At 58.0% G+C, this 23,150-nt stretch carries 20 protein-coding genes; 12 read left to right on the forward strand and 8 right to left on the reverse strand.

The window, feature by feature from the left end; genetic code table 11:
- Nucleotides 1-5 precede the first annotated feature (5 nt).
- Together LC093_RS14335 and LC093_RS14340 are read right to left on the reverse strand one after the other, a co-directional pair.
- Nucleotides 6-1,394, reverse strand: a complete 1,389-nt coding sequence (locus LC093_RS14335) for an aldehyde dehydrogenase family protein (RefSeq protein WP_226666098.1) — start codon at nucleotides 1,392-1,394, stop codon at nucleotides 6-8.
- Nucleotides 1,395-1,402: 8 nt separating this feature from the next.
- Nucleotides 1,403-2,860: a glutamine synthetase family protein gene (locus LC093_RS14340; protein ID WP_226666100.1), complete on the reverse strand. Its 1,458-nt coding sequence runs from the start codon at nucleotides 2,858-2,860 to the stop codon at nucleotides 1,403-1,405.
- A gap of 220 nt (nucleotides 2,861-3,080) precedes the next feature.
- On the opposite strand from LC093_RS14340, the gene ppa reads away from it, so the two are divergent.
- From ppa to LC093_RS14355, 3 genes are all read left to right on the forward strand, one after another.
- Nucleotides 3,081-3,617, forward strand: a complete 537-nt coding sequence (ppa, locus tag LC093_RS14345) for an inorganic diphosphatase (protein WP_226666103.1) — start codon at nucleotides 3,081-3,083, stop codon at nucleotides 3,615-3,617.
- A 200-nt stretch (nucleotides 3,618-3,817) separates the two neighbouring features.
- Nucleotides 3,818-6,415 carry a TonB-dependent receptor gene (locus LC093_RS14350; protein ID WP_226666105.1) on the forward strand — a complete coding sequence of 866 codons (2,598 nt, stop codon included), beginning with the start codon at nucleotides 3,818-3,820 and terminating at the stop codon, nucleotides 6,413-6,415.
- 121 nt (nucleotides 6,416-6,536) lie between these two features.
- On the forward strand, nucleotides 6,537-6,959 hold the full coding sequence (locus tag LC093_RS14355) for a GNAT family N-acetyltransferase (protein ID WP_226666113.1): 423 nt from the start codon (nucleotides 6,537-6,539) through the stop codon (nucleotides 6,957-6,959).
- Here the strand turns inward: LC093_RS14355 and LC093_RS14360 are convergent.
- Nucleotides 6,935-7,942, reverse strand: coding sequence for a FecR family protein (locus LC093_RS14360; protein WP_226666115.1), 1,008 nt, complete (start codon nucleotides 7,940-7,942; stop codon nucleotides 6,935-6,937). The two genes, LC093_RS14355 and LC093_RS14360, sit on opposite strands and share 25 nt — an antisense overlap.
- Nucleotides 7,939-8,517, reverse strand: coding sequence for an RNA polymerase sigma factor (locus tag LC093_RS14365; protein ID WP_226666118.1), 579 nt, complete (start codon nucleotides 8,515-8,517; stop codon nucleotides 7,939-7,941). Before LC093_RS14365 ends, LC093_RS14360 begins: the two co-directional genes overlap by 4 nt.
- Before the next feature lie 266 nt (nucleotides 8,518-8,783).
- Between LC093_RS14365 and LC093_RS14370 the strand changes: the two genes are divergently transcribed.
- On the forward strand, nucleotides 8,784-11,726 hold the full coding sequence (locus LC093_RS14370) for a TonB-dependent receptor (protein WP_226666122.1): 2,943 nt from the start codon (nucleotides 8,784-8,786) through the stop codon (nucleotides 11,724-11,726).
- 89 nt (nucleotides 11,727-11,815) lie between these two features.
- Here LC093_RS14370 and LC093_RS14375 read toward each other — a convergent pair whose 3' ends face one another.
- The 3 genes from LC093_RS14375 to LC093_RS14385 form a co-directional block, all read right to left on the reverse strand.
- A complete protein-coding gene (locus LC093_RS14375; protein ID WP_226666125.1) occupies nucleotides 11,816-12,370 on the reverse strand; it encodes a hypothetical protein in 555 nt (184 codons plus the stop codon).
- Between the two features lie 111 nt (nucleotides 12,371-12,481).
- Entirely contained in the window at nucleotides 12,482-13,240 is a 759-nt protein-coding gene (cysE, locus tag LC093_RS14380; RefSeq protein WP_226666239.1) for a serine O-acetyltransferase, read from the reverse strand.
- 71 nt (nucleotides 13,241-13,311) lie between these two features.
- A complete protein-coding gene (locus tag LC093_RS14385; RefSeq protein WP_226666126.1) occupies nucleotides 13,312-14,040 on the reverse strand; it encodes a M15 family metallopeptidase in 729 nt (242 codons plus the stop codon).
- A 351-nt stretch (nucleotides 14,041-14,391) separates the two neighbouring features.
- Between LC093_RS14385 and LC093_RS14390 the strand changes: the two genes are divergently transcribed.
- From LC093_RS14390 to LC093_RS14405, 4 genes are all read left to right on the forward strand, one after another.
- On the forward strand, nucleotides 14,392-14,676 hold the full coding sequence (locus tag LC093_RS14390) for a TfoX/Sxy family protein (protein WP_226666128.1): 285 nt from the start codon (nucleotides 14,392-14,394) through the stop codon (nucleotides 14,674-14,676).
- A 113-nt stretch (nucleotides 14,677-14,789) separates the two neighbouring features.
- Nucleotides 14,790-15,677 carry a protease HtpX gene (htpX, locus tag LC093_RS14395; protein ID WP_226666130.1) on the forward strand — a complete coding sequence of 296 codons (888 nt, stop codon included), beginning with the start codon at nucleotides 14,790-14,792 and terminating at the stop codon, nucleotides 15,675-15,677.
- 73 nt (nucleotides 15,678-15,750) lie between these two features.
- Nucleotides 15,751-16,821, forward strand: a complete 1,071-nt coding sequence (locus LC093_RS14400) for a S1C family serine protease (protein ID WP_226666133.1) — start codon at nucleotides 15,751-15,753, stop codon at nucleotides 16,819-16,821.
- A gap of 73 nt (nucleotides 16,822-16,894) precedes the next feature.
- Nucleotides 16,895-17,239: a Rieske (2Fe-2S) protein gene (locus tag LC093_RS14405; RefSeq protein WP_226666136.1), complete on the forward strand. Its 345-nt coding sequence runs from the start codon at nucleotides 16,895-16,897 to the stop codon at nucleotides 17,237-17,239.
- Nucleotides 17,240-17,341: 102 nt separating this feature from the next.
- Here the strand turns inward: LC093_RS14405 and sfsA are convergent, their stop codons facing one another.
- On the reverse strand, nucleotides 17,342-18,043 hold the full coding sequence (gene sfsA, locus LC093_RS14410) for a DNA/RNA nuclease SfsA (protein WP_226666138.1): 702 nt from the start codon (nucleotides 18,041-18,043) through the stop codon (nucleotides 17,342-17,344).
- Between the two features lie 303 nt (nucleotides 18,044-18,346).
- On the opposite strand from sfsA, the gene dksA reads away from it, so the two are divergent.
- The 4 genes from dksA to LC093_RS14430 all read left to right on the forward strand — a co-directional run bounded on the left by dksA (nucleotide 18,347) and on the right by LC093_RS14430 (nucleotide 23,027).
- Complete coding sequence (gene dksA, locus LC093_RS14415) at nucleotides 18,347-18,784, forward strand: RNA polymerase-binding protein DksA (protein ID WP_226666242.1); 438 nt, start codon at nucleotides 18,347-18,349, stop codon at nucleotides 18,782-18,784.
- Nucleotides 18,785-18,854: 70 nt separating this feature from the next.
- Nucleotides 18,855-19,754, forward strand: a complete 900-nt coding sequence (gene gluQRS / locus LC093_RS14420; RefSeq protein WP_226666140.1) for a tRNA glutamyl-Q(34) synthetase GluQRS — start codon at nucleotides 18,855-18,857, stop codon at nucleotides 19,752-19,754.
- A gap of 122 nt (nucleotides 19,755-19,876) precedes the next feature.
- A complete protein-coding gene (locus LC093_RS14425; protein WP_226666143.1) occupies nucleotides 19,877-20,053 on the forward strand; it encodes a hypothetical protein in 177 nt (58 codons plus the stop codon).
- Nucleotides 20,043-23,027: an ATP-binding protein gene (locus LC093_RS14430; protein WP_226666146.1), complete on the forward strand. Its 2,985-nt coding sequence runs from the start codon at nucleotides 20,043-20,045 to the stop codon at nucleotides 23,025-23,027. The genes LC093_RS14425 and LC093_RS14430 overlap by 11 nt, the downstream gene beginning before the upstream one ends.
- Nucleotides 23,028-23,150: the final 123 nt, after the last annotated feature.

The raw sequence follows: 23,150 nt of genomic DNA on the forward strand, positions 1-23,150 counted from the left end.
GCAGCCTAGGTCTCGCGTTTCAGATGAAAGGATTTTGGTCGCGTCACGTGTTCAAAACCAACACTCGACAGCGTGCAGCCACGGCCGGAATTTTTCACGCCGGTCCACGCCAGTGCCGGATCCAGATAATCGCAACGGTTCAGGAATACCGTCCCGGTCTGCAGCCGATCCCCCAGGCTGACGGCCGCCTCTTCATCGCGGGAATAGATGGCGGCAGTCAATCCATATTCACTGTCATTCATCAGCGCCAGGGCCTGCTCATCGTCCGCCACTGCCATTACCCCCACAACCGGGCCGAAGGACTCCTCATGCATGATACGCATACTGTGGGAAACATTGGTCAACAGTTGAGGGGCCATGTACGGACTGCCCCGCTGGTCCAATTCAAACGCGCCGCCGTCAATGTGCGCCTGCGCCCCCTGAGTCACGGCCTCATCAATCTGGTCGCGAACAAAGTCTGCGGCGCTGGCCCGGATCAGAGGACCCAGGGTTGTTTCGGGATCATCCGGGCGCCCAAGGCGGTATCGGGCCACCAATGGCACGGCCTTCTGTACAAAGTCGTCAAACAGCGATTCATGCACATAGACGCGTTCGATCCCGCAACAGGACTGCCCCGAATTGAAAAAAGCACCATCGACTACCGACGCCACCGCGTGATCGATGTCTGCGTCGGCGCGGATGTAGGCCGGATCTTTGCCTCCCAGTTCCAGCCCCAGGGAAAGAAACCGTCCTGCGGCCGCCGTCTCTATCGCAGCGCCACCCGCCACTGACCCGGTAAAAGCCACATGATCCACATCGCCGTTGATAATAACCTGCTCAGCATCCCGGTGATCCAGATGCAGGAACTGGAAGACGCCTTCAGGAATCCCCACTTCGCGAAAAGCCTCCACCAGGCGCTCTGCGCACAGGGGCGTTTGCGCCGAGTGTTTCAGTATCACACTGTTACCCGCCATTAATGCCGGCACCACCGCGTTGATCGCAGTGAGGTAGGGATAATTCCACGGCGCGATGACCAGCGAAGTGCCCAACGGCACCCGGCGGATAAAGCGGGTAAACCCGCGTTTGGCTGGCAGGGAAATATCCGCCAGCGCCATCTCTGCAATTTCCGCCATGTACCGGGCGCGCTCGGCAAGGCCGTCAATTTCTCCGGCGGCATAAGCAATTGGTCGCCCCATCTGCCAACAGATTTCCTCTGCCAATTGCGACTTTTTCTCCAGCAGCCACGCCACCGCGCCGTTGACCAGGGCCGCCTTTTGCACAACTGGCAACCGCGCCCAGGCAGGTTGGGCACGTCGGGCGCGACTCAGGGTGTCCTGGATTTCATACTCGCCAGCAATTGGGCGCTCCGTATAGACACTGTTATCGATTGGCGAAATACAACGCAGCTTTTCCATATCTTCCCTTAAATGATTTCAAAGTAGCGCTGCAATTCCCAATCACTGATATGCCGGCGGAACTCCCGTTCTTCCCATTCGCGGCTAGCAGCAAAGTGCTCGACAAACGCATCGCCGAACAGGTCGCGGGCCGCCTCGGACTGTTTCAGGCGCTGGGCTGCATCCCACAGGGTGCGCGGCAGGGCCAGCTCCGGCGGTTGGGTATCCGCATAGGCATTTCCCTGCACCGGCGGGCCCGGCTGCCACTGCTGTTCGATACCGTAAAGCCCGGATCCAAGGGCTACGGCCAATGCCAGATACGGGTTGGCGTCTGCAGCACCCAGGCGGTATTCCTGCCGCTGGGACTTGTCACTGCCGGGAATCACCCGCAGTGCGGCGGTGCGGTTTTCCACCCCCCAGGTCGCGTCCGTGGGCGCCCAGAAGCCGGGGATCATGCGCCGGTAACTGTTAATGGTCGGTGCCACCAGGCACAAAAACTCGGGCATCAGGCGCTGTTGCCCTGCGAGAAACTGACGCTGGGTTTCGCTCATAGTGTGGGGTTGGTCGCCATCAAAAAATGCCGAGCGATTGCCATCTCGCTGGCGCAGGGAGAGGTGGATATGCCCGCTCTGGCCGGGCCAGTCGTTGGACCACTTGGCCATAAACGTTGCCATCAGCCCGCGGCGCTCGGCGAGAATCTTGATAAAGGTTTTGAACAGGGCCGCCTTGTCTGCCGCCGCCCCGACGTTATCCACCGTAATGGCCGCTTCCAGTACCCCCGGCCCGGTTTCCGTGTGCAGCCCCTCGATGGGAAAGTCCATTCGCTCGGCCAGTTCAAGGATCTCGTGGTAGAGATCCGCATGCACGGAATTGCGGATCATGGAATAGCCGAACCAGCCCGGCGTAAAGGGCTTCAGGTTGCGGAAGCCTTTGGCGCGGGCGCTGTCCGGGGTTTCCTCGAACATGAAGAATTCGTACTCAAGGGCCCCATAGGGAACGAAACCGGCCTGTTCACAGCGCTCGATCACCCGCCGCAGCAGGGCCCTGGGACACACCGCCTCCGCCGCGCCGGAAAACTCGGCGAGAAACAGCAACATACCATTTTCGAAAGGTACCTCCCGGCAGGTTTCCGGCAGAATCCGCACTGGCGCATCCGGGTAGCCGGTGTGCCACCCGGTATAGCGGGTGTTGTCGTAGAGCTGGTCCTGAACATCCCAACCCAGTACCACATCGCAAAAGGCGAAGCCGTGTTCGAGCGCCGAGAAGAACTTCTCGCGGCTCATATATTTGCCGCGCATGATGCCGTCGTTATCGAACAGGCCCACCTTCACATGGCTCAATCCACGGGCCTCAACGATCCGTTTGGCGTCTGCCACGCTGGATACCTGACGCGGCGCGAGCGACGCACTGGCAGTTCCGGACTGGGCCGGCATGGGGGAAGAAGATGAGAGAGAAGCTGACGAAGGCAGCTCCGTGGATTCGTCCATGTGCGGGTTCCTTTATTCTGACTGTCCGGTGTCCTGAAACCCCACAGGCAATACCGGGAACATTCCGTATTCCACAGCATAGTCAATTTACCGCAGCCCGCCGGCTGCACGCCCAGCCTGATCAAAATTCAACCAGAGCGATAGAGACCTATGTTAGTAACCACTCTGGGTATATAATCCGCGCTCCAAATTTTCGATCACACACAAGTCAGGACCAGCAATGAGCTTCGACAAGGTTTCCCCAGGTAAAGACCTGCCCAACGATATCAACGTAATCATCGAGATCCCGGCCAACCACGATCCGATCAAGTACGAAGTCGACAAGGATGCAGACGCGGTATTCGTAGACCGTTTCGTTGCCACCCCGATGTTCTACCCGGCCAACTACGGCTACGTACCCCAGACCCTGTCTGAAGACGGTGACCCCCTGGACGTACTGGTAGTAGCGCCTTACCCGGTAATGGTTGGTTCCGTAATCCGCTCCCGCGTGATCGGCGTACTGAACATGACCGACGAATCCGGTGTAGACGCCAAGCTGCTGGCGGTACCGCACACCAAGCTGACCAAGCTGTACGATCACGTCAACGAAATCGGCGACCTGCCGGAGCTGCTGCTCAAGCAGATCGAGCACTACTTCGAAAACTACAAAGCCCTGGAAGCAGGCAAGTGGGTAAAAGTAGACGGCTGGGCCGATGCTGATGCCGCGCGCAAAGAAGTTATGGCTTCCCGCGAGCGTTACCTGAAAGAAGAAGGCTGATCGCCCGACTCTTTTTAAAAAAGCCGGCCATGTGCCGGCTTTTTTTATGCCTGAAAAAATTTCGACGTTCTGTCGGGAATTCTCCATATCTGGCGTTCACATTTATACAGGTCTCGGCCGCGACATATTCCTCGTGCGCCGAAACCTGTGCTTTGACGTAAGAAATCGCCAATTCAAATAACAATAGAATGGAGAAACCCATGCAACGATCGCGCTCGCACACTTTTCAGAAATCCCTCCTGGCCAGTGCAATTGCGCTGCTACCCATAGCGTTACAGGCACAGGATACAGCCAGCGATGGCAACACCGTTGAAGAAGTTGTGGTTACCGGTATTCGCGGTGCCCTGCAGCAATCATTGGATGTAAAGCGCGATGCAACGTCTATCGTCGATGCCATCAGCTCTGAAGACATCGGCAAATTCCCCGATAAGAACGTCGCCGATTCCCTGCAACGAATCCCAGGCATTTCCGTAGATCGCATCTGGGGGGAAGGCCGTGATATTTTCGTGCGCGGTACCGACAGCACGCTGAACCGTACACTGATGAACGGCCAGAACGTCGCCTCCGCATACTGGTGGGCCAACGACAACCCCAGCCGCGGTTTCAACTATTCCATTCTCGCTTCCGAGCTGGTCTCTGCACTGGAAGTATATAAAAGCCCGGAAGCCCGCCACGATGAGGGCAGCATCGGCGGTATGGTGAATGTACTTACCCGCAAACCGATGGATCTCGACCCGATGACCATCAACTTATCCACAGAGGGCGTTTACAGCGAGCTGCCCGACAAATGGGATCCACAGGTTTCCGGTCTGGTGAGCTGGAAAAATGAGGCCGAAACCTTCGGTCTGCTGGCTTCATTCAACAGCCAGCAGCGCACCATGCGCCGCGATGGTCTGGAAGTTTTCCCCACCAACGATCTTTACGATGTAACGGACCAGAACGGCAATGTCACCGAAGACGTGTATGTGCCCTGGGGTGGTGGTTCGGCCATCTTTCAGCAGGATCGCCAGCGCGATACCGCAAATGTCACCCTGCAGTTCCGCCCGAATGATCGCTGGGATCTGGCCATGAACTATGTCGGTTCCGACATGGATATGGATAACAGCAACCAGAATTACCTGTTTGTGGCCGGTGGCTACAAGATTCCCAATGGCGATGCAGTAACAGATCCCGTATTTATCCCCACCAGCGACGGTTATCAGGCTCTGGTCGGCGGTGTTTTTGAAAATGCGGACAGCATCGGTGTCGCGGACGAGCCCATCGTGCGTGAGTCCTTTGTGGAATCGGAAGTCGTTGACCTGTCTGGTGACTACGAAGGTGATTCCTGGCAATTGCACCTGCAAGCAGGTAATACCACAGCCGAGGGTGGCAGCACACTGGACCGTAACTACTGGTTTGAAGGTAATGCCGCGGAAGACCTGAACTTCGGGCCCAGCACCAACGAATTCAGTTTCCCGGGTATTGATACCCTGGACGGCTCTGCACTGCACTTGAACGCCGCCAACCTGCGCGACTGGGTACGGGTCATGGAAGACGAGGAAACCTACTTCCAGGCCGACGCCAGCTTCGATGTACAAGTGGGTTTTATCACTTCGATCAAAACCGGCCTCAAGCTGCGTGACCACACCATCGAGAACAACCGCCAGAATGGCTCCGTGGACGTGAATAACCCGGCTATTGCCGATCAGGTTGCTGCCCTGAACGCCATTACTCTCGCGGATGTCTCGCGAGGGGCCAGCCCAAGCTTGCATGGAGAAGGCGCAACCAGCGGCTCTCTCACCCAGTACGCCTTCCTGGACAAGGGGCTCGCCCGCGAGAAAGTGGACAGCATTCTCGATAGCGGAGCCATGACTTACTCGGAAGACCAGAGAGCCTACTACAAGATCAACGAAGATATTACCGCAGCCTATGCACAGGCCGAGTTCGAAAATGGTCCGCTACGCGGTAATTTCGGTGTTCGCCTGGTGGAAACGGATCAGACCTCTCACGCTTACATTGATGGCGCACGCGGATCTGTCAGCCGCAGCTACCGCGAGGCCCTGCCCAGCGTCAACGTCATCTACGATCTCTCGGAAGAGATAATCCTGCGCGCGGCAGCATCCCGGGCCATGGCTCGTCCGACGTTCCAAAACCTGAGTTCCAATATCGTCATCAATGCCACCAGCGGCACTGCTACCGCAGGCAACCCCATGCTGGACCCGATCTTTGCCGACCAGTTTGAGTTCGGCGCCGAATGGTATTTCGGTGATGCCAGCCTGCTCGCCGCGACTTACTTTAACAAGGCGTTGAGCACCTTTGTTTTTCAAAACACCCAAGTCGAAGAAATCGACGGTCAGAGTATCAACGTTACCCGCCCGTATAACGCGGACGATGGCGCGGATATTCAGGGTATCGAACTGCAGGTGCAGCACGACTTCGGCAGCGGCTTCGGTGTACTCGGCAACTATACCTGGACTGACGCCAAGGTGCCGGATTCCAAGCTGGAACTGCCGGGTAACTCCCGCGACCAGTTCAACGCCTCCGGCTATTACGAAAACGACGTGGTAAGCCTGCGCCTGTCTTACAACATGCGCTCCGAATCCTACGGCGGCCTCACTTCCGGCTCCCAGCTGGTCACGGATAAATACGACCAGTGGGATGCCACCGCCAACTGGATGGCGAGCGAAAACGTGGATGTTTTCTTGACCGCGGTGAACCTCACCAACGAAATCATCTACATGCGCACCGCCGACGGCATTCCAGTGGGCTTTTACGAAAACGGTCCTCGCTACAGCCTGGGCGCGCGCTTGTCGTTCTAACCTTCCCCCATCAGCATCGAGCTGTCACCTTTTCAGGCGCCCAACTGGGCGCCTTTTTTATTGGCCCGAATGATGATGTACTCTTCGCAGCCACCACTTCCCACTCGAGAGTGCCCGAACAATGCATGTGCAACTCATATCCGCCGCTGACGATGTAATCGCCGCAGCAAAATTACTGCTGCAACTCCGCCCCCAATTTGACATGAGCGGATTGGTTGCACAAATTCATAAACAGCAGGCATCGGGGTACCGATTGGCCGCCGCGAGTAAAAATGGTGAGTTAGTGTGCGTGGCCGGTTTTGTAGTCAGCGAAAAACTGGCGTGGGGGAAACATATTTATGTGGATGACCTGGTGAGCGACGAACAGTATCGCTCCCACGGTGCAGGCAGCCTGTTGATCAACTGGCTTAGAGAATACGGGAAGGAGATAGGTTGCACCCAGATACATCTGGATTCCGGCGTACAGCGTTTTCCCGCACACCGGTTTTATCTTCGCGAAGGCTTCAATATCGCCAGCCATCACTTTTCCACGGAAATTTCCTGATCAGGAAGAGCGGGCAACACCAGGATACGCTGCTCGTTTTTATTGACCCGGGCGCCGAGGCCCTGCTCCAACGCAAAAGCCAGCGCATCCGCATCACCGATATTAAACACACCGCTGATGCGCTCATCCGCCAGACCGTCGCCCACCAGCACTACTTTACGGGTGGTATAGCGGTTGTATTCGGCAATGGCATCTTCCAGGCGCTCATCGTCAAAATAGATTCGGCTGGTTTGCCACGCCGTGACTTTCTCAAGATTGATCGGTATCACACCGGTGTTCTCCCCCGGTTCCGACAGGCGGTAGCGCACCCCCTGCCCGGGGAGCATTCTGGCCAGCGGCCGCTGATGACCGGAACGATCTCGGGCTTTCACCTCAACAACACCCTGCGTAACCGCGACCTGTACATCGCCTTCCCGCAAAGCCACATTGAATGCCGTTCCCAGCGCACGCACTTCGGAACCCTGCACATTGACCACAAACGGGCGCGCGGGATTCTTTGCCACCATGAAAAAAGCTTCGCCTTTCTCCAGTATTAACCCGCGTTCCCTGCGCGCGTATCGCACTCCCACACGGCTATTGGTATTCAACATCAGGGTAGAGCCGTCCTGCAGATGTACCACGCGCTGCTCACCGATTGCGGTCTGATAGTAGTCGACCGAATAGTGCTGCTGTATCAGAACTGCCGATACGGCCACCAGAACCACCGCGGCAGCTCCACTTATCCAACGCCAGCGGGTGCGCCGACGCACAGCCTTGCGCACTTCCGGGAGCCCCTGATTAAGTTCCGGATCATCTTTCAGCATATCGCTCATCAGACACAGCTGCTGGCACTGCGCGAACGCCAGGCGGTGCCGGGTGTCCTCCTGAAGCCACTGCTCCATAGCGTCCACATCCCCTGCGCTCATGGCCGAGCTCTGCTGCCGCGCAAACCACTCGGCGGCCGCTGCCCTGATGGACTCATCTACAACTTCAGTTCGACTCATAACAACTCATTCAATTCGGATTGCAGGTGCTTCAGGGCGGTGCTCATATGGCGCTCGACACTGCGGGTGCTGATGGAAAGCGCCGCAGCAATTTCGGGATAGGTCATTTCTTCAAACCGGCTCAACAGGAAAATCTTGCGTGTCATCGGCTTGAGTTTCAGCAGCGCCTTTTTCAACTGTTGCAGACTCTGTTGCCATTCCGCATTACCCTGGGGAGATGGCTCCCGGCTCTCGTGCTCCCGCTCTTCAAAACTCTCGTGGAAGTCCGTTTTTCGTCGCATATGCCGGCGCAGGCTATCGCGCACCAGGTTTGTGGCAACTGTAAAGAGATAGGCCCGGGGATTTTCCCGCAAGGGCTGCAGATTTTTCAGACCAAGCAGTTTGACATAGGTCTCCTGCAGGATGACCTCTGCCTCCTGATAAGCGCCAGGTAACATCCGCGACACATAGTGCCGCAGCACTCCTCGATACTCGAGAAACAGAGTTTCGATCGTGTCGCGATCTGATTGTTGCGCTGTTCCCTCACCTGACGACGGCACCAGGCGCAACGCCGCTCTCGCTTTAAAACTCGCCAACGAGCCCCCCGGCAATCACTTCGCAATAATTCGACTTTGTTTTGTGAAAACGTTTACCCATGACGGCTATAAACGACAACCGGGGCATATCCCCGACAATATCCCAGCAATCTTTTTGTCGAGCCTTTTATATCGCCCCTGTTCCATTTTTACAGAGCCACTCTTTGTACATGGATGCCTTGCGGGATTTGTCTCGAATCGGGTATTTTGGATGACCTGCGGCGTCGACTCAATTCCGGAGCGGCCGCTGTTTCCAGAAGATAATAATGACTGAATCGCCCGTGTCGGCCCGCCAGAGGCCTATCAGGCCTGTAGCGGTAGTGCTGCAGGCAATTTGCTTGCTGTTGCCCGCCCACCCGCTGTCGGCGGCGGTTGCGGTTTCCAGTACGCAGGCCGCACCCGGCGTCGAGCTAACCACCGAAGCCATTCCCTTCGATATTCCTTCCCAGAAACTTGACCGCGCGCTGACCCAGTTCGCAGAGCAGGCCGGCCTGCAAGTGTTTTTCCGCAGCGACCAGCTCCCGAAACAGAACACCAGTACCATCAAAGGTAATTTTTCCCGCAGTTCGGTTCTTGAACAATTACTCGCGGATACCGGTTTGTCCTACCGGATTGGCGAAAGCAAAACCCTGGTTATCGGACCACTGCAACCGCGAACACAAGCTGCAGACAGTGCGCCACAAATGGAGCAAGCACTGACGTCCTATAGACGTCCCCTGGAAGAAACTTATGTGACCGGGGTACGGTCCAGCCTGCGCCAGAGCCTCCGCATCAAGCGCTCCAGCAGTAACCTGATGGAAGTCACCACCTCCGAGGATATAGGCAAATTTCCCGATCACAACGTGGCCGACGCGCTGCAGCGTATTGCCGGCGTTTCGGTCGACCGCGTCTGGGGTGAGGGGCGGGACGTTAATATCCGGGGTACTGACAAAGACATCAACCGCACCCTGCTGAATGGCCAGCACGTCGCTTCTGCTTACTGGTGGGCCAACGACAACTTGAGCCGCGGTTTCAATTACGCCACCCTCGCTTCGCAGCTGGTGCAATCCCTTGAGGTCCACAAAACGCCTCGCGCCGACCTGGATGAAGGCAGTATCGGCGGCACGGTCATCGTACGCACGCGCAAGCCACTGGAAATGGAAGAACGGGAACTTCACCTGACCGCAGGACAACAGTACAGCGCGCTCGCGGATCGCTGGGCACCGCAAGCCTCAGGCCTCGGGAGCTGGAAAAACACGCACAATACATTGGGTGTTCTCGCATCAGTAAACTGGCAAAACCGGGATAGCCGCCGCGACGGCCTCGAAACCTTTGCCGACAACAACCTCTACGCGGTCACCGATGCCAACGGCGTTACCACCGACGACGTCTACGCGGTGTGGGGCGGAGGCTCGGCGCTCCTCCTCCAACAGCGCAACCACGCCACCGGTAATCTCACCCTGCAGTGGGCGCCCAACGATCATTGGGAAACGACACTCAACCTGCTGCGCTCACAAATGGATATTGATAATGCCAACCACAATTACCTGTTTGTTCCAGGCGGCTACAAGCTGAGCGAGTCACCTCCGGCCACGGTCACCAACCCGGTGTTTCTTGAAAGTGATGACGGCCGGCAAATACTCGCGGGCGGTATTCTCGGCAATGCGGACAGCCCCGGTGCCCTTCTCGACAGCATTCAGCGCAAAGCCTATATCGACACCGTGGTGAACGATGTTGAAGTAACGTATCGCGGTGAAGAGTGGGATCACCACCTGCAATTCGGGCAAACCAGCGCCCGCGGCGGTACCGAGCACGACCGCCTGTATCGCTTCAGCGGCGATACCCGGGTGGCTTTTCGCCTGGATCGCAACGCCGTGGAAACTGAGTATCTGGATCTGGCACCCGAAGACGCCAGTGCGCTGGACCGCTTTTCCCCCCTGTCGCGAGACTGGATCCGGACCATGGAAAGCCGGGAGCACTACACGCAGTGGGATCTCGGGCGAAACTTCAGCGGGGACTGGCTGCAGCGGGCGCAATTCGGTATCAAACTGCGCGACCACCAGGTGGAGAATCATCTAACCAAAGGCGAAATCAATACCAGCGCCGCTGCCTGGCAACGCCTGGAGACTGTAGGACTCGATCAAGTCAGCACTCACCTGAGCCCACAACTCAGCCACCACAATGCCAATGCACACACGCTCACCCGTTACGCACTCACCGATCCGGCGCTGCTGCACTCGGTTATTGAGCCGCTGTACGAGGCGGGCGCCATGGAATACCGCTACGACCAGAGTGCGTTTTTCCGAATTCAGGAACAGAGCCTGGCGGCCTACACCACCCTGGATTTCGAACGCGGCGAGTGGTCCGGCAATGCAGGGCTGCGCTTTGCAGGCACGGCACAAACCGCCAGTGCCTACGACCACGGACAGCTGCGCCATGTAGACAATATCTACCGGGATCTATTGCCAAGTATCAACCTGACTTACCACTGGGACGACTACCTCCTGGCCCGCGCCAGCATTGCGCAGGTCATGGCACGCCCGAATTTCAAAGACCTGACCCCGAATATCATTATCGAACCCACCAGCGGTTACGGTACCGCTGGCAACCCCAAGCTTGATCCCTATCGCGCGGACCAGCTGGATTTGAGTCTGGAATGGTACTTCGCTGACGCGGCGCTCCTGTCGACGACGCTCTTTTACAAAGACATCGCCACCTTTGTTTATCCCCATGTCAGTGCGGAGACTATCGATGGCGAGCATCACTACATCACCCGACCGCAAAATGGCCCTGGCGCCAGGATCCGTGGGTTTGAACTGCAATGGCAACAGGAGCTGGGCTTTGGGTTCGGGGCGTTGAGCAATTACACCTACACCGACGCCAGTGTACCCTCGGCCGACGGCACCCGGACCCTGGAACTACCCGGCAACTCCCGCAGCCAGTTCAATGCTTCGCTGTATTTCGAAAACACGAAATTTAGCGGTCGGCTGAGCTACAACTACCGCTCGCGATCATTTGGCGAAATCATCGCCGGATCCCAGAGCGAGACCGCCGCCTATCAGCAGTGGGACGCAACGGCCCAGTGGCACTGGTCACCGAATCTGGTTTTGTCCGCAGAAGCGATCAATATCACCGGAGAGGTAACACGGATCCACAGTGCCAGCGGTATCCCCCAGGGGTTTTACGAGAATGGGCGCCGCTTTACTGCCGGGGTGAAAGTAGCGTTTTAATCGAGATGAGAAGCGTCGCGAACACGACGTAGCGTTGCAGGAATTCAGGAGAGAAGCGCGCGCAACCATGGCGCGCACAAATACGAAACTCAATCCGGCAACTTGAAAGTTGCAACACTATCGAGTTTCCAGTCGGGCACGGAGACCGGGGCCGGCGCCTGCTGCTGGCGCTCACTGGCGTCAACCAGATTGCCCTCTGCCGGTTTCAAACTGAGATGGCTGACAGGAACCTGCACCGGATCCACTTTTGCCCGCTCGTGTTCTTTCACCAGGTTTCCATCCATGGGAGCCAGGGACAGCCCTCCGCTACCTGCACGGCTTTGCTCCTCCGCCGTGACCGGTGGCTCGGCTGTTTCTGTGGCTGCAGCTTCTGTGGCAGGTGCTGAGGCCGGCGCAGGTTGCTCAGCCACGCCTTCCACGCGTACAGCCGACTGTGCACCGAGTTTGCTCAATGTCGCTTGCAGCTGCTCCGCCTGGCTCTGGCTAAGGCCTTTTTTCAGGGCCAGTGGGCGCCCACTGAAGAGCTTCTCTACCATTTCCGGCCCCACTTTGAACAAGCGAGCGAAATTGGCCTTAACATCAACCACCGTATAACCGGGCTGAAGGTCGCCACGAAATATCACGCTGTATTTGGCTTCAGACATACTGGTACCTCGATCGTGTTGCCGCTTTCCGGCTCGTTATTTTTTGCCGCTTTCTATTCAGGGTCTTCTGGATTTCTTTGCGCAGCGGTTTACGTTGCCGCGCACATAGATTCAGTCATCTGAATCCAGGGTCTGGTCCATGGTATAGGCTGGCGCAGCTTTTGACTGCCCCCCCACCATTCTCGCCGGTACCCCGGCCACCGTGGCGTGGGCCGGAACGTCGCGCAGTACCAGACTGCCGGCCGCGATCTTCACCCCGTCACCAACATTGACCGGCCCCAAGACTTTTGCCCCGGCACCAATCATCACCCCCTGTCCGATTTTCGGATGGCGATCACCGCCACCACTGCCGCTGCCACCCAGGGTAACCGAGTGCAGTATGGAGACGTCGTCGCCAACCACGCAGGTCTCCCCTACCACCAACCCAGTAGCATGGTCGATCATAATGCCACTGCCGAATTTTGCCGCGGGGTGTATATCCACCGCAAATTGCTCAGACACACGGCTCTGGAAGTACAGAGCCAGCGTGTGCCGGCCTTTGCCCCAGAGCCAGTGGGCAATACGCTGGGATTGCAGGGCGTGAAAGCCTTTGAAATACAGAAATGGCGTGATGTATTGGTCGCAGGCGGGATCGCGGTCATACCATGCGCAGATGTCCGCCTGCATGGCCAGGGAAATCCCCGGATCGTCTTCCATTGCCCCGGCGATGACTTCCTGCAGCGCGGTTGCAGTCAACGCCGCGTGATCGAGAACTGACGCCAGTTGGTAGGCCAGTGCGCGATCGAGCGACTTGTGGCGCAATACGGTATTGTGAAAATAACTGGCCAGCACCGGCTCACCGGCGGCCGCCGCCGACGCCTCGGAGCGCATGGTCGACCAGATATCCCGCTTGTTCAATGCTCTGACGTTGATGACTCTGCTTCCCTGTAACCGGCTGTCACTTAAAGCCGCTGAATATTCGATGGGTAGGCACTTTCCGGTACGGTAACAAACCGGGAAAAGATTGCGTCCATATTGCCGCATACGGCGTCTGCCAACACCAGCCCCCCACCTTGCTGGCAGGTCTGCAACTGGGCGAGCAGGCGTTCCGGTGTAAGTAGTTCCTGGAACTCCCGCGCCCGCGGCGCATAACTCAAATGCCAACGCTCCGGCGCAACACCGCCACGATCCTCCGCGTAAGGGCGAAACAGACCGTAACTCTCACCCGCAGCAATCCGCTCGTCGAGCCAGCAGTGGAAACCGCCGAAAACGCCCTCGTCAGCCACCTCTTCAGGCGTCAGTTGCACCCGGTAATCCTCGGGGACCGCCGCGGCGTCAATCACGTCAAAGTCGGTTCCCCAGTGATGGCGGGAGCCGCCGGGCAAAGCCGACCAGCGCAATATAGCGAAAGCGACTTCTTCTGGCGACATACGCGCCACATCGAGGGGGTTGCCCTCACTGTCGAACAGCGGCCTTTCCCCCCTGGCCTTGCCATTCCAGATCACCTGCTGACGTTCAAAACTGCGAAACCCCGAAACAACTTTCGGGGCGAAGCCCACTGCCTGGGCGTCGCGGCACAGCTGGCTAAACGCCGCCAGCGCTTCCGGGTGCATCAACTGCCCCGACACAGGCTCCAGGATCACATGGGCATCGCTGAGCCCGAACAGCATGTTGTGAATAAGCGGGTGCATCACACTTGGCCTCGCAAACTGCAATGCCGGCATACCGGGCACACTAACCCGAAATCCGGCAAATAGAGAAAAATGCAACTAGGCTATTGCAGCAGATGTGACAATTTAGCACCTTGGTTCCGACTATTAATAGTCACAAATCCTACAAACACCGACACATCGCACAAGACAGATAACCCAATATTGCTCGCGGTTTGGGCATTTAGGAAATTGTGCTATGTTGCACGACTGTTTCGTTCAGCATGGACCCGCTGAGAGAGAAACCAGCCACGAGTCAGCATTGTAATTGAGGCCGCGCAACGCAGTTGGATTTAGACCGCCAGCGTCTCAACAGTTCAGGGAATGAATGTTATGCACCCGAGTCAGTCAGAGTTGTTGCAACTGAAGAATCTGGGGCTCGCCTCCGTCAATATTCTCCATTCCATCGGCATCCGCACGCTCGACGACCTCCGTCGCGTAGGCCCGGTGGAAGCCTTCATCAATATCCGCAGCCGCGGTATCAACGCCTCCCGTGTACTGCTCTACGCCCTTCAGGGCGCACTGCTCGATGTTCACTGGAACGACCTCGATCCAGACCTGAAAGCCCGCCTTGTGAAAGAAGCCGAACGCCTGCTGGCCCGTAAAGACAGCGCCTGACACAGGCAAAATTGGCAACTGGCCGGTCAAATTTCCCGCTGTGCACCTCTTGCAAAGCGCGCGGTCCGACCTTATTTAAAGTTCACTGAGAAACCACCTTCAGGAGAAGGCTGATGTTGCGTATTGGGCTTTTCTTGCTGACCAACCTGGCCGTGATGCTACTGGTCGGTATCATTTTCAATTTACTGGGGATTCAGGGAATTCTCGACGCCAATGGTGTCGGACTGAACCTTCCCGGACTCCTCACCATGTGCGCCATATTCGGTATCGGTGGCGCACTCATTTCGCTGCTGATGTCCAAGACCATCGCACGCATGTCCACGCGAACCCAGGTCATCCAGCAGCCGCAGACCGCCGATGAACGCTGGCTGGTAGAAACCGTGCGCGACCTTTCCAAAAAAGCCGGAATCGGAATGCCCGACGTGGGTATTTTCCCCATGCCGCAAGCCAACGCCTTTGCTACCGGCTGGAATCGCAATAGCGCGCTGGTGGCGGTAAGCGAAGGGCTACTGCAGCGTTTCAACCGCGATGAAGCCCGCGCAGTGATTGGCCACGAAATCGGTCACGTCGCCAATGGCGACATGGTCACCCTGGCCCTGATCCAGGGTGTGGTGAACACCTTTGTCATGTTCTTTGCCCGTATTGTCGGCTTCTTCGTAGATCGGGTACTCCTGCGCAATGAACAGGGCCTTGGCATTGGCTACTACATCACCTCCATTATCATGGACATGGTGTTTGGTGTGTTCGCGATGATGATCGTGGCCTGGTTCAGCCGCCGCCGCGAATATCGTGCAGATGCCGCCGGCGCACATCTCGCGAGCCGTGAAGGCATGATCGCGGCACTGGCCCGCATCAAGGCAGAATCCGAAGCCGGGCGCGAAGAACCGCTGCCATCAAACATGAAAGCCTTCGGCATTTACGGCAATAGCATGGCCGCAATGCTGGCCAGCCACCCGCCCCTCGAAGACCGTATTCTGGCGCTTAAGAGCTCAATACACTGATTCAGCGCCGCCTTGTTCAACCCGGCCACCCGGCTGCAGCCGGGTGGCCCATAACAAAGCCACGACTGCAGACATGTTTTCAGACCAACTTCCTTTAAAGCGCGTCCTCTCGCCCGTATCCCTGCTCCTCACCGCCGCATTGCTGCTGCCACTGCCGGCTGCAGCAGAGGCCATATTTGCCACCGACGATGAAGTAAACACCATGCAGGTGTTCAACTTCGCCAGTCCTTCAGTGGTATACGTCACCAACGAAACCGTCGTACGGGACCGCTGGACCCTGCGCCTGCACACCGTGCCCAAAGGCGCCGGCAGCGGTTTTATCTGGGACGACCAGGGCCACGTGGTTACCAACTTCCACGTGATCGACGGCGCGCGCAAAGTCACGATCACCCTCCAGGACCGCACTGAATGGCCCGCGGAACTGGTAGGCACTGCGCCGGAAAAAGACCTCGCGGTACTGAAGATCAATGCGCCGCAAGACTTGCTCAAGCCACTTGCACCCGGCCACTCCGCCGATCTGGCGGTTGGACGTAAAGTACTGGCCATCGGCAATCCATTTGGTCTCGACACCACCCTGACCACCGGGGTGGTCAGCGCACTGGGACGTGAGATTGAGGCGGCCAACAACCGCACCATTCGCAATGTGATTCAGACTGACGCAGCCATTAACCCCGGCAACTCGGGCGGTCCCCTACTGGACTCCAGCGGACGTCTGATCGGCGTCAACACAGCGATTTACAGCCCCAGTGGCGCCAGCGTCGGTATCGGCTTTGCCATCCCGGTAGATACCGTGAAAAAAATCGTCCCCGAGTTGATCGCGCACGGGCGCCTGGTGCGCCCCATTCTCGGTATTGAATCTGCGCCCGATCAGTGGGCCAGCCAGTACGATTTTGAGGGTGTAGCCATCCTGCGCACAGCCCCGGACCTACCTGCCGCAGATGCCGGCCTGCGCGGCGTCTTCCGCGCACGTAACGGCGGCTGGCAGCTTGGGGACGTAATTGTGGGGATTGATCATCAGCCGGTGCGAAATTACGACGACCTGATGAACGCGCTGGAAAACCACCGCCCCGGGGACCGCGTGCAAGTGCGCTACCTGCGCGATGGCACAGAGTTCGAAGCCGAACTCACCCTGGCCGCGCCCTGAACGGGCGCGGGAATTGGCGGAAGTTTTTGTTACACTCGCCAGCCTGATTATTTTTCCTGGCGAATGACGGCACATGCAAAAACATTTTCTCTGCGGCTATGAAGACCTCGCTGAAGGCGAGTCCAAAGGATTCTCCCTGGGCGATAACAGCGCGGGTATGGACAATGTATTCGCGGTGAAAAAAGATGGTGAGGTTTACGCCTACAAAAATGTCTGCCCACACCGCGGCATCAATCTGGAGTGGCAACCCGACCAGTTTCTGGATTCGGAAAAAGCCCTGATCCAGTGTGCCTCCCACGGCGCACTATTCGAAATTCAGACCGGCGAATGTATCGCCGGTCCCTGTGCCGGAGACGCACTGACGCCGGTACCGGTGGAATACGCGCAGGAAGGGCTGTACGTATTGCTGGCAGACTGACAGACGCGCCACCGCAGCGTCCTACGCACCGGGTAATCGCGCCAGCCGATACTGTCTTGCCGGCACGCGGTCTCCGGCGCAAGCCCTCCGCCGCAACCTTCTCTAGCCGATGTATGGCACCGCCTCTACCAGCCGGATTTCCTCGGCATTCATTTGCGCCCGGTAGGCGATCACTTCAACACCCGCGGCTTTGGCTTCCGCAATAGCCGCGGCGTAGGTCGGGTCAATTTCTGCCGCGGGCTCCACGGTTTCGATCTGCGAATGCTGCACGCAGTAAAACAGCACCGCGCGTACACCAGACTGCGCCAGTTTCTGTAATTCGCGCAGGTGTTTCGCACCACGGGCGCTGACCGCATCCGGAAACAGCCCGCGCGCGCCTTCGGCGAGGGTGACATTTTTGACTTCCACATAGCAGTCGCCAGTCGGACCACTCAACACGAGATCGATACGGCTGTTTTCCTCACCGTACTTCACTTCCCTGCGAATGCCCTCGTACCCCTGAAGCTCCGACACCACACCTTCGCGTATGGCCTCTTCCACCAGCGCGTTAGAGCGGCCGGTGTTGACGCCCGCAAGCGCACCCTCCGGGGTAGTAGTGATTTCCAGGGTATGGCGATACTTCCGCTTTGGGTTACCAGAGTCGGAATACCAGCAGGGCGTATTTTCCTCCCAGCAATTTTTCATTGAACCGGTGTTCGGACAGTGAATGGTTATAATTTCACCAGACTCCAATTCAATATCCGCTAGAAAACGTTTGTAGCGACGCAACAACAACCCTCGCGCCAGGGAAGGGGATAATTTCACGACATCTCCAACAAAAGTCAGATTGGGGATAAGTGTCAGCACCAATTGACGAATATTTAGCCGCCAGAATACACCATGTGGCTCGTACTTTGCCGAAGGATTGCCCTTCCGTCCCTTTCTCGACAACATTTTGTGGCGCACGGGTAAGAGATTTGATAGTTTCCTCGCTTCCCGATCGCCGGGTGCTGGCGATCAGAGAGGATACAGCCTGAGGTCGCTTAGGCTTTACGCAGCCTGCTAGGCTTGATTTTGGTTGTAGCGCCCTTATTAACTGGGGCCCGTATTACGAGAGAGGCAATGACTATGCCCAATACTGCTGCGAAATCGGATTCTCTACACGGCTTTGAGCCCTATCAGGAACAGAAGGGCGAGGAGTACATGAATGAGAAGCAGCAGGAGCACTTCCGCAAACTGCTGCTGGCCTGGAAGGCCGAATTGATGGCAGAAGTGGATCGCACTGTTACCCACATGAAAGATGAAGCTGCCAATTTCCCGGATCCGGCGGATCGCGCCAGCCAGGAAGAGGAGTTCAGCCTGGAACTGCGCACCCGCGATCGCGAGCGTAAGCTGATCAAGAAAATTGACGCCACCCTGGAACTGATTGACCAGGAAGATTACGGTTTCTGTGAAGCCTGTGGTGTTGAGATTGGCATTCGCCGCCTGGAAGCACGTCCGACAGCAACCCTGTGTGTCGACTGTAAGACCCTGGCGGAAATCAAAGAAAAGCAGATCTCCGGCTGATCCATTGCCGCCGGGTGGCCAGTGCTACCCGGCGCAAGCCCCCTGCCCCGAGCGTCTCCCCGAGTAACCTGTGAGCACTCCGGACAATTCCCTACACGGCACCGATCACTACATCGGACGCTTTGCCCCCTCACCCACCGGTCCACTGCACTTTGGCTCACTGGTTTGTGCGGTCGGCAGTTACCTCGACGCCCTCGCCCACGGCGGCCACTGGCTGCTGCGAATGGAAGACCTCGACCCTCCCCGGGAGATGCCCGGCGCCGCGGATCGTATCCTTCGATCTCTGGAAGCCCACGGCTTACACTGGCACGGCCCATTGATCTGGCAAAGCAAGCGCCACGACCATTACGCGCATGTACTCTCACAGCTCTCTGCCCAGTCGCTTCTGTACGAGTGTTACTGTACTCGGGAGGAAATCCGGCAGGCCGGCGGGCATCGGCGCGAACTTTGTCGGACCACCCCGACAGGAAACTCCAACACCGCAGCACTGCGATTTCACTGCGCCGGCGCAACGGAATCCTTTGACGACCTCTGGCACGGCCACCTGCAACAGGACGTGCGCGAGGACCCCATCCTCAAGCGCCGCGACGGACTCTATGCCTACCACCTAGGAGTGGTCGTTGACGATATTGAGCAGGGGGTTACGCACATTGTACGAGGAGCCGATCTGCTCGACTGTTGTGGAGTACAACGAAAGCTGTTTCGCGCCCTGGGGCAGCGCCCTCCCATTTACGGCCACCTGCCGTTGGTGATGAACGACGGCGGACAAAAACTGAGCAAGCAGAACCACGCCCCGGCCCTGGATGACCTTCGAGCTTCGGAGAACCTGGTAAAAGCACTCGGATTTCTCGGCTTTCACTGCCCGGGTGAGTTAGACCGGGAATCTCCCCTCGCCATCCTCTCATGGGCTGTGGCCCGCTGGCAGCGCCATCAGGTAACCCGCCACAACCGCCAGTTACACGAGCACTGATTCCCAACCAGGCTCTCACCAACTCTTGGACAATTGCACCGAGCGGCAGGCAGCTATACCATTTTCGCCCTCAGTTTTTTGTCGACCCGAATTTTCGCCACAGGAACGCCCAACAGGCCCTTATGAGCAACCGAACCCTGTTAATCCTGCTGGCACTGGTGGGCTACGTTTTCAGCCCCACCGTGTTCACCTGGATGATCAATCCCACCGGCGCCTGGTACCGGCCATTTATTCTCTGGTTTGTACTGATCCTGCTTGCCATTTTCATTCAGCAGAGGCGCAAACCCGATGACCTTTGAGATCGTCCATATTGCGCTGATCGGTGTGGCCTATATTGCCGCGCTATTCTTCGTTGCATTTGCCACATCAAAAGGCTGGCTGTCGAGCAACTGGACCCGCCACCCGTTTTTTTACGTCTTGTCTTTGGGTGTGTCTCTCAGCGCCTGGACCTACTACGGGATTGTCGACCTCGCGTGGCAGCATGGCTACGGGGTTCTGGCCTATTATCTGGGCACCGGTGCGATGTTCCTGTTTGCGCCAGTGGCACTGGAGCCTCTGGCGCGGCTCTGCCAGCGCTACCAGCTCACTTCGCCGGCGGACCTCCTGGTATTCCGCTACCACAGCCGGGAGGCCGGCACCCTCGCCACCCTGTTTATGCTGCTCGGCCTTCTACCTCTGATCGCACTCCAGATTCAGGCGGTGGCCGAAACCCTGGCCCTGCTGTCGCGGGACAACATGGCAGCGATGGCGCTGCCTGACACAGGAGTAACCAGCAAAGATCTGGTCGCCTTTTTCTACTGTGTACTACTGGCGCTGTTCACCACTACGTACGGCGCGTCCCGCAAACGCCGGGCCGGTCTCGCCAGCGCCATGGCGCTGGAATCCATGGTAAAACTTGTCGCGCTACTCGCGGTGGGTTTCTACGCGGTATACGGGGTATTCGGCGGTCTGGGAGGACTCGATACCTGGCTCGCGCAGAACAGTGACATGCAGCAACTGCTGTACACACCGATCAAACAGGGGTCCTCTCATACCCTGCTACTGGTCTTTATCGCCACAGCCGTGGCAATGCCCCACATCTTCTATCTCAGCATCGCCGAGCGACCGGCCGCCAACACCCTGCGCGCGGCGAGCTGGGGGTTCCCTCTTTTCCTGCTGCTGATGGCGCTACCAATCTTCCCGATCATGTGGGCCGGCTTCGCCCTCGATGTGTCGGAGCCGGTACAGTACTTCACGCTCGCGGTCCCGCGCGCGAGTGGATCCGCCCTGCTCACGATCCTGGCCTTTGTCGGCGGCCTGTCCGCGGCCACCGGCGCGCTGATCATGATCACCCTGGCACTCTCGACCATGGTGATGAATCACTGGCTGCTCCCCGGTACCCGCTGGCAGTCGGAAGACAATATGTATCGCCAGCTCCTGTGGCTGCGCCGTACTCTGGTTACTGCACTGTTCCTGGCTGGATTTGCGTTTTACCTGCTACTGAATAATCGGCTGTCCCTGTCGGACCTGGCGATTATTGCGTTTATCGCATCACTACAGTTCCTGCCCGGCATCTTTGCCGTCATCCACTGGCCCCAGGGCAACCGCCGCGGCTTTATCGCCGGACTGCTGGCAGGAATGCTGATCTGGGCAACTGGGCTGCTGGTACCGGCGATGGTGGGCAATGGCGGCATCGGCATCCCCGGTACCGACCTGCAGGTGCGCCTGGGCATGGAAATCTGGCCACAGATCACCACGCTGTCCCTGTCCGCCAACGTCCTTCTGTTTATCCTGGTCTCCGTATTCACCCGCACCTCCAGCCTTGAGCGCTACGCCGCGGACCTGTGCAGTGACGACTCCATCAGTCAGGCGCTGCGCCTGGAACTGGATGTGCAATCCGCCGCGGAATTCCGCCTGCGCCTCTCGGAAAGCCTGGGAGCCGCCACCGCCAGCCAGGAAGTCAGCCGCGCACTGCGCCAGCTCAACCTGCCGGAGGATGAACGCCGCCCGTACGCACTGCGCCAGTTGCGGGACAAACTGGAGGCAAACCTTTCCGGGCTACTGGGGCGGGTACTGGCGGGCCAGATCGTCGACCGTCACCTGCCCTTCGTCACCAGCGACCTGCCGGCAAACAAAGATATCAACCTGATCGAGACGCGCCTAAGCCGCTACAAAAACCAGCTGACCGGCCTCGCCGCGGAGCTGAACAACCTGCGTCTCTACCATCGCCAGATGCTGGAAGAACTGCCCATGGCTGCCTGCTCTCTCGGGCGCGACGGGGAAATTCTGCTGTGGAATTATGCGATGGCCGACCTCTCGGCGGTCAGTGCCAGCGAGGTGATCGGCTCCAAGCTCGATTACCTCCCGGAACCCTGGGCCGAACTGTTATCCGAGTTTGTGCAATCTGCAGACAGCAGCCGCTTCAAGCAACAGGTAGACATCAACGGCAACAGCCACTGGCTCAACCTGCACAAGACCCGACTGAAACAAAGGCGTGGCGGCAAACACAAAGAGAGCTTTCGCGACAGCCGCAGTGATGGCCTGATGATTCTGGTAGAGGACATTACCGAGACCCAGATTCTTGAGCAGGAGCTGATGCACAGCGAGCGTCTCGCCTCCGTAGGCCGCCTCGCAGCCGGGGTCGCCCACGAAGTCGGCAACCCGGTCACCGGCATCGCCTGCCTGGCGCAAAACCTCCAGTTCGAATCCGAGAACCCGGAAGTACTGGAGACGGCGGACCAGATACTCAGCCAGACCCAGCGAATCAGCCGCATCGTTCACTCACTGGTGAGCTTTTCCCACAGCGGCAGTCAGGACACCGACAAAGCACCGGTCGACCTTCACGCCTGCGTGGAAGAGGCCGTGCAACTGCTGTCACTACAGCGGGACAAAACCCAGGTCACGTTTGAAAACCGGGTTCCCGCTGACCTGATCGCCCAGGGCGACAACCAGCGCCTGATTCAGGTATTCATCAACCTGCTGAGTAATGCCCGCGACGCCAGCCCTGACGGCGGTAACATAGAAATCGACGGGTATATTCGTGCGGGATTGGCGTGCGTATCCGTTACAGATGACGGCCCCGGCATTTCCGCGGCCCACCGCGATCGTATTCTCGAACCCTTCTTCACCACCAAAGAGCCGGGAGAAGGCACGGGTCTCGGCCTCGCCATGGTGTACAGCATCGTGGAAGAACACGGCGGCCAGCTTGAGCTGGTAAGCCCCGCCCACCCGGATACCGGCCGTGGTGCGCGCTTTATCGTGCAGGTTCCATTGGAAAAAGAGTCGCCGAAGTAGCACAAGAGTGAACGGTTTGTTACTCGATAACGGAAAATGCGAACAATTTTTAATCAAATTATGTATGATGGGTTGCAACGAAACGCCCACCGGGTAAAACTTAGCGGCCGCTGAACATTTTGT

It is taken from the genome of Microbulbifer aggregans (assembly GCF_020524005.1).
In the GTDB taxonomy this organism is placed as follows: Bacteria; Pseudomonadota; Gammaproteobacteria; order Pseudomonadales; family Cellvibrionaceae; genus Microbulbifer; species Microbulbifer aggregans_A.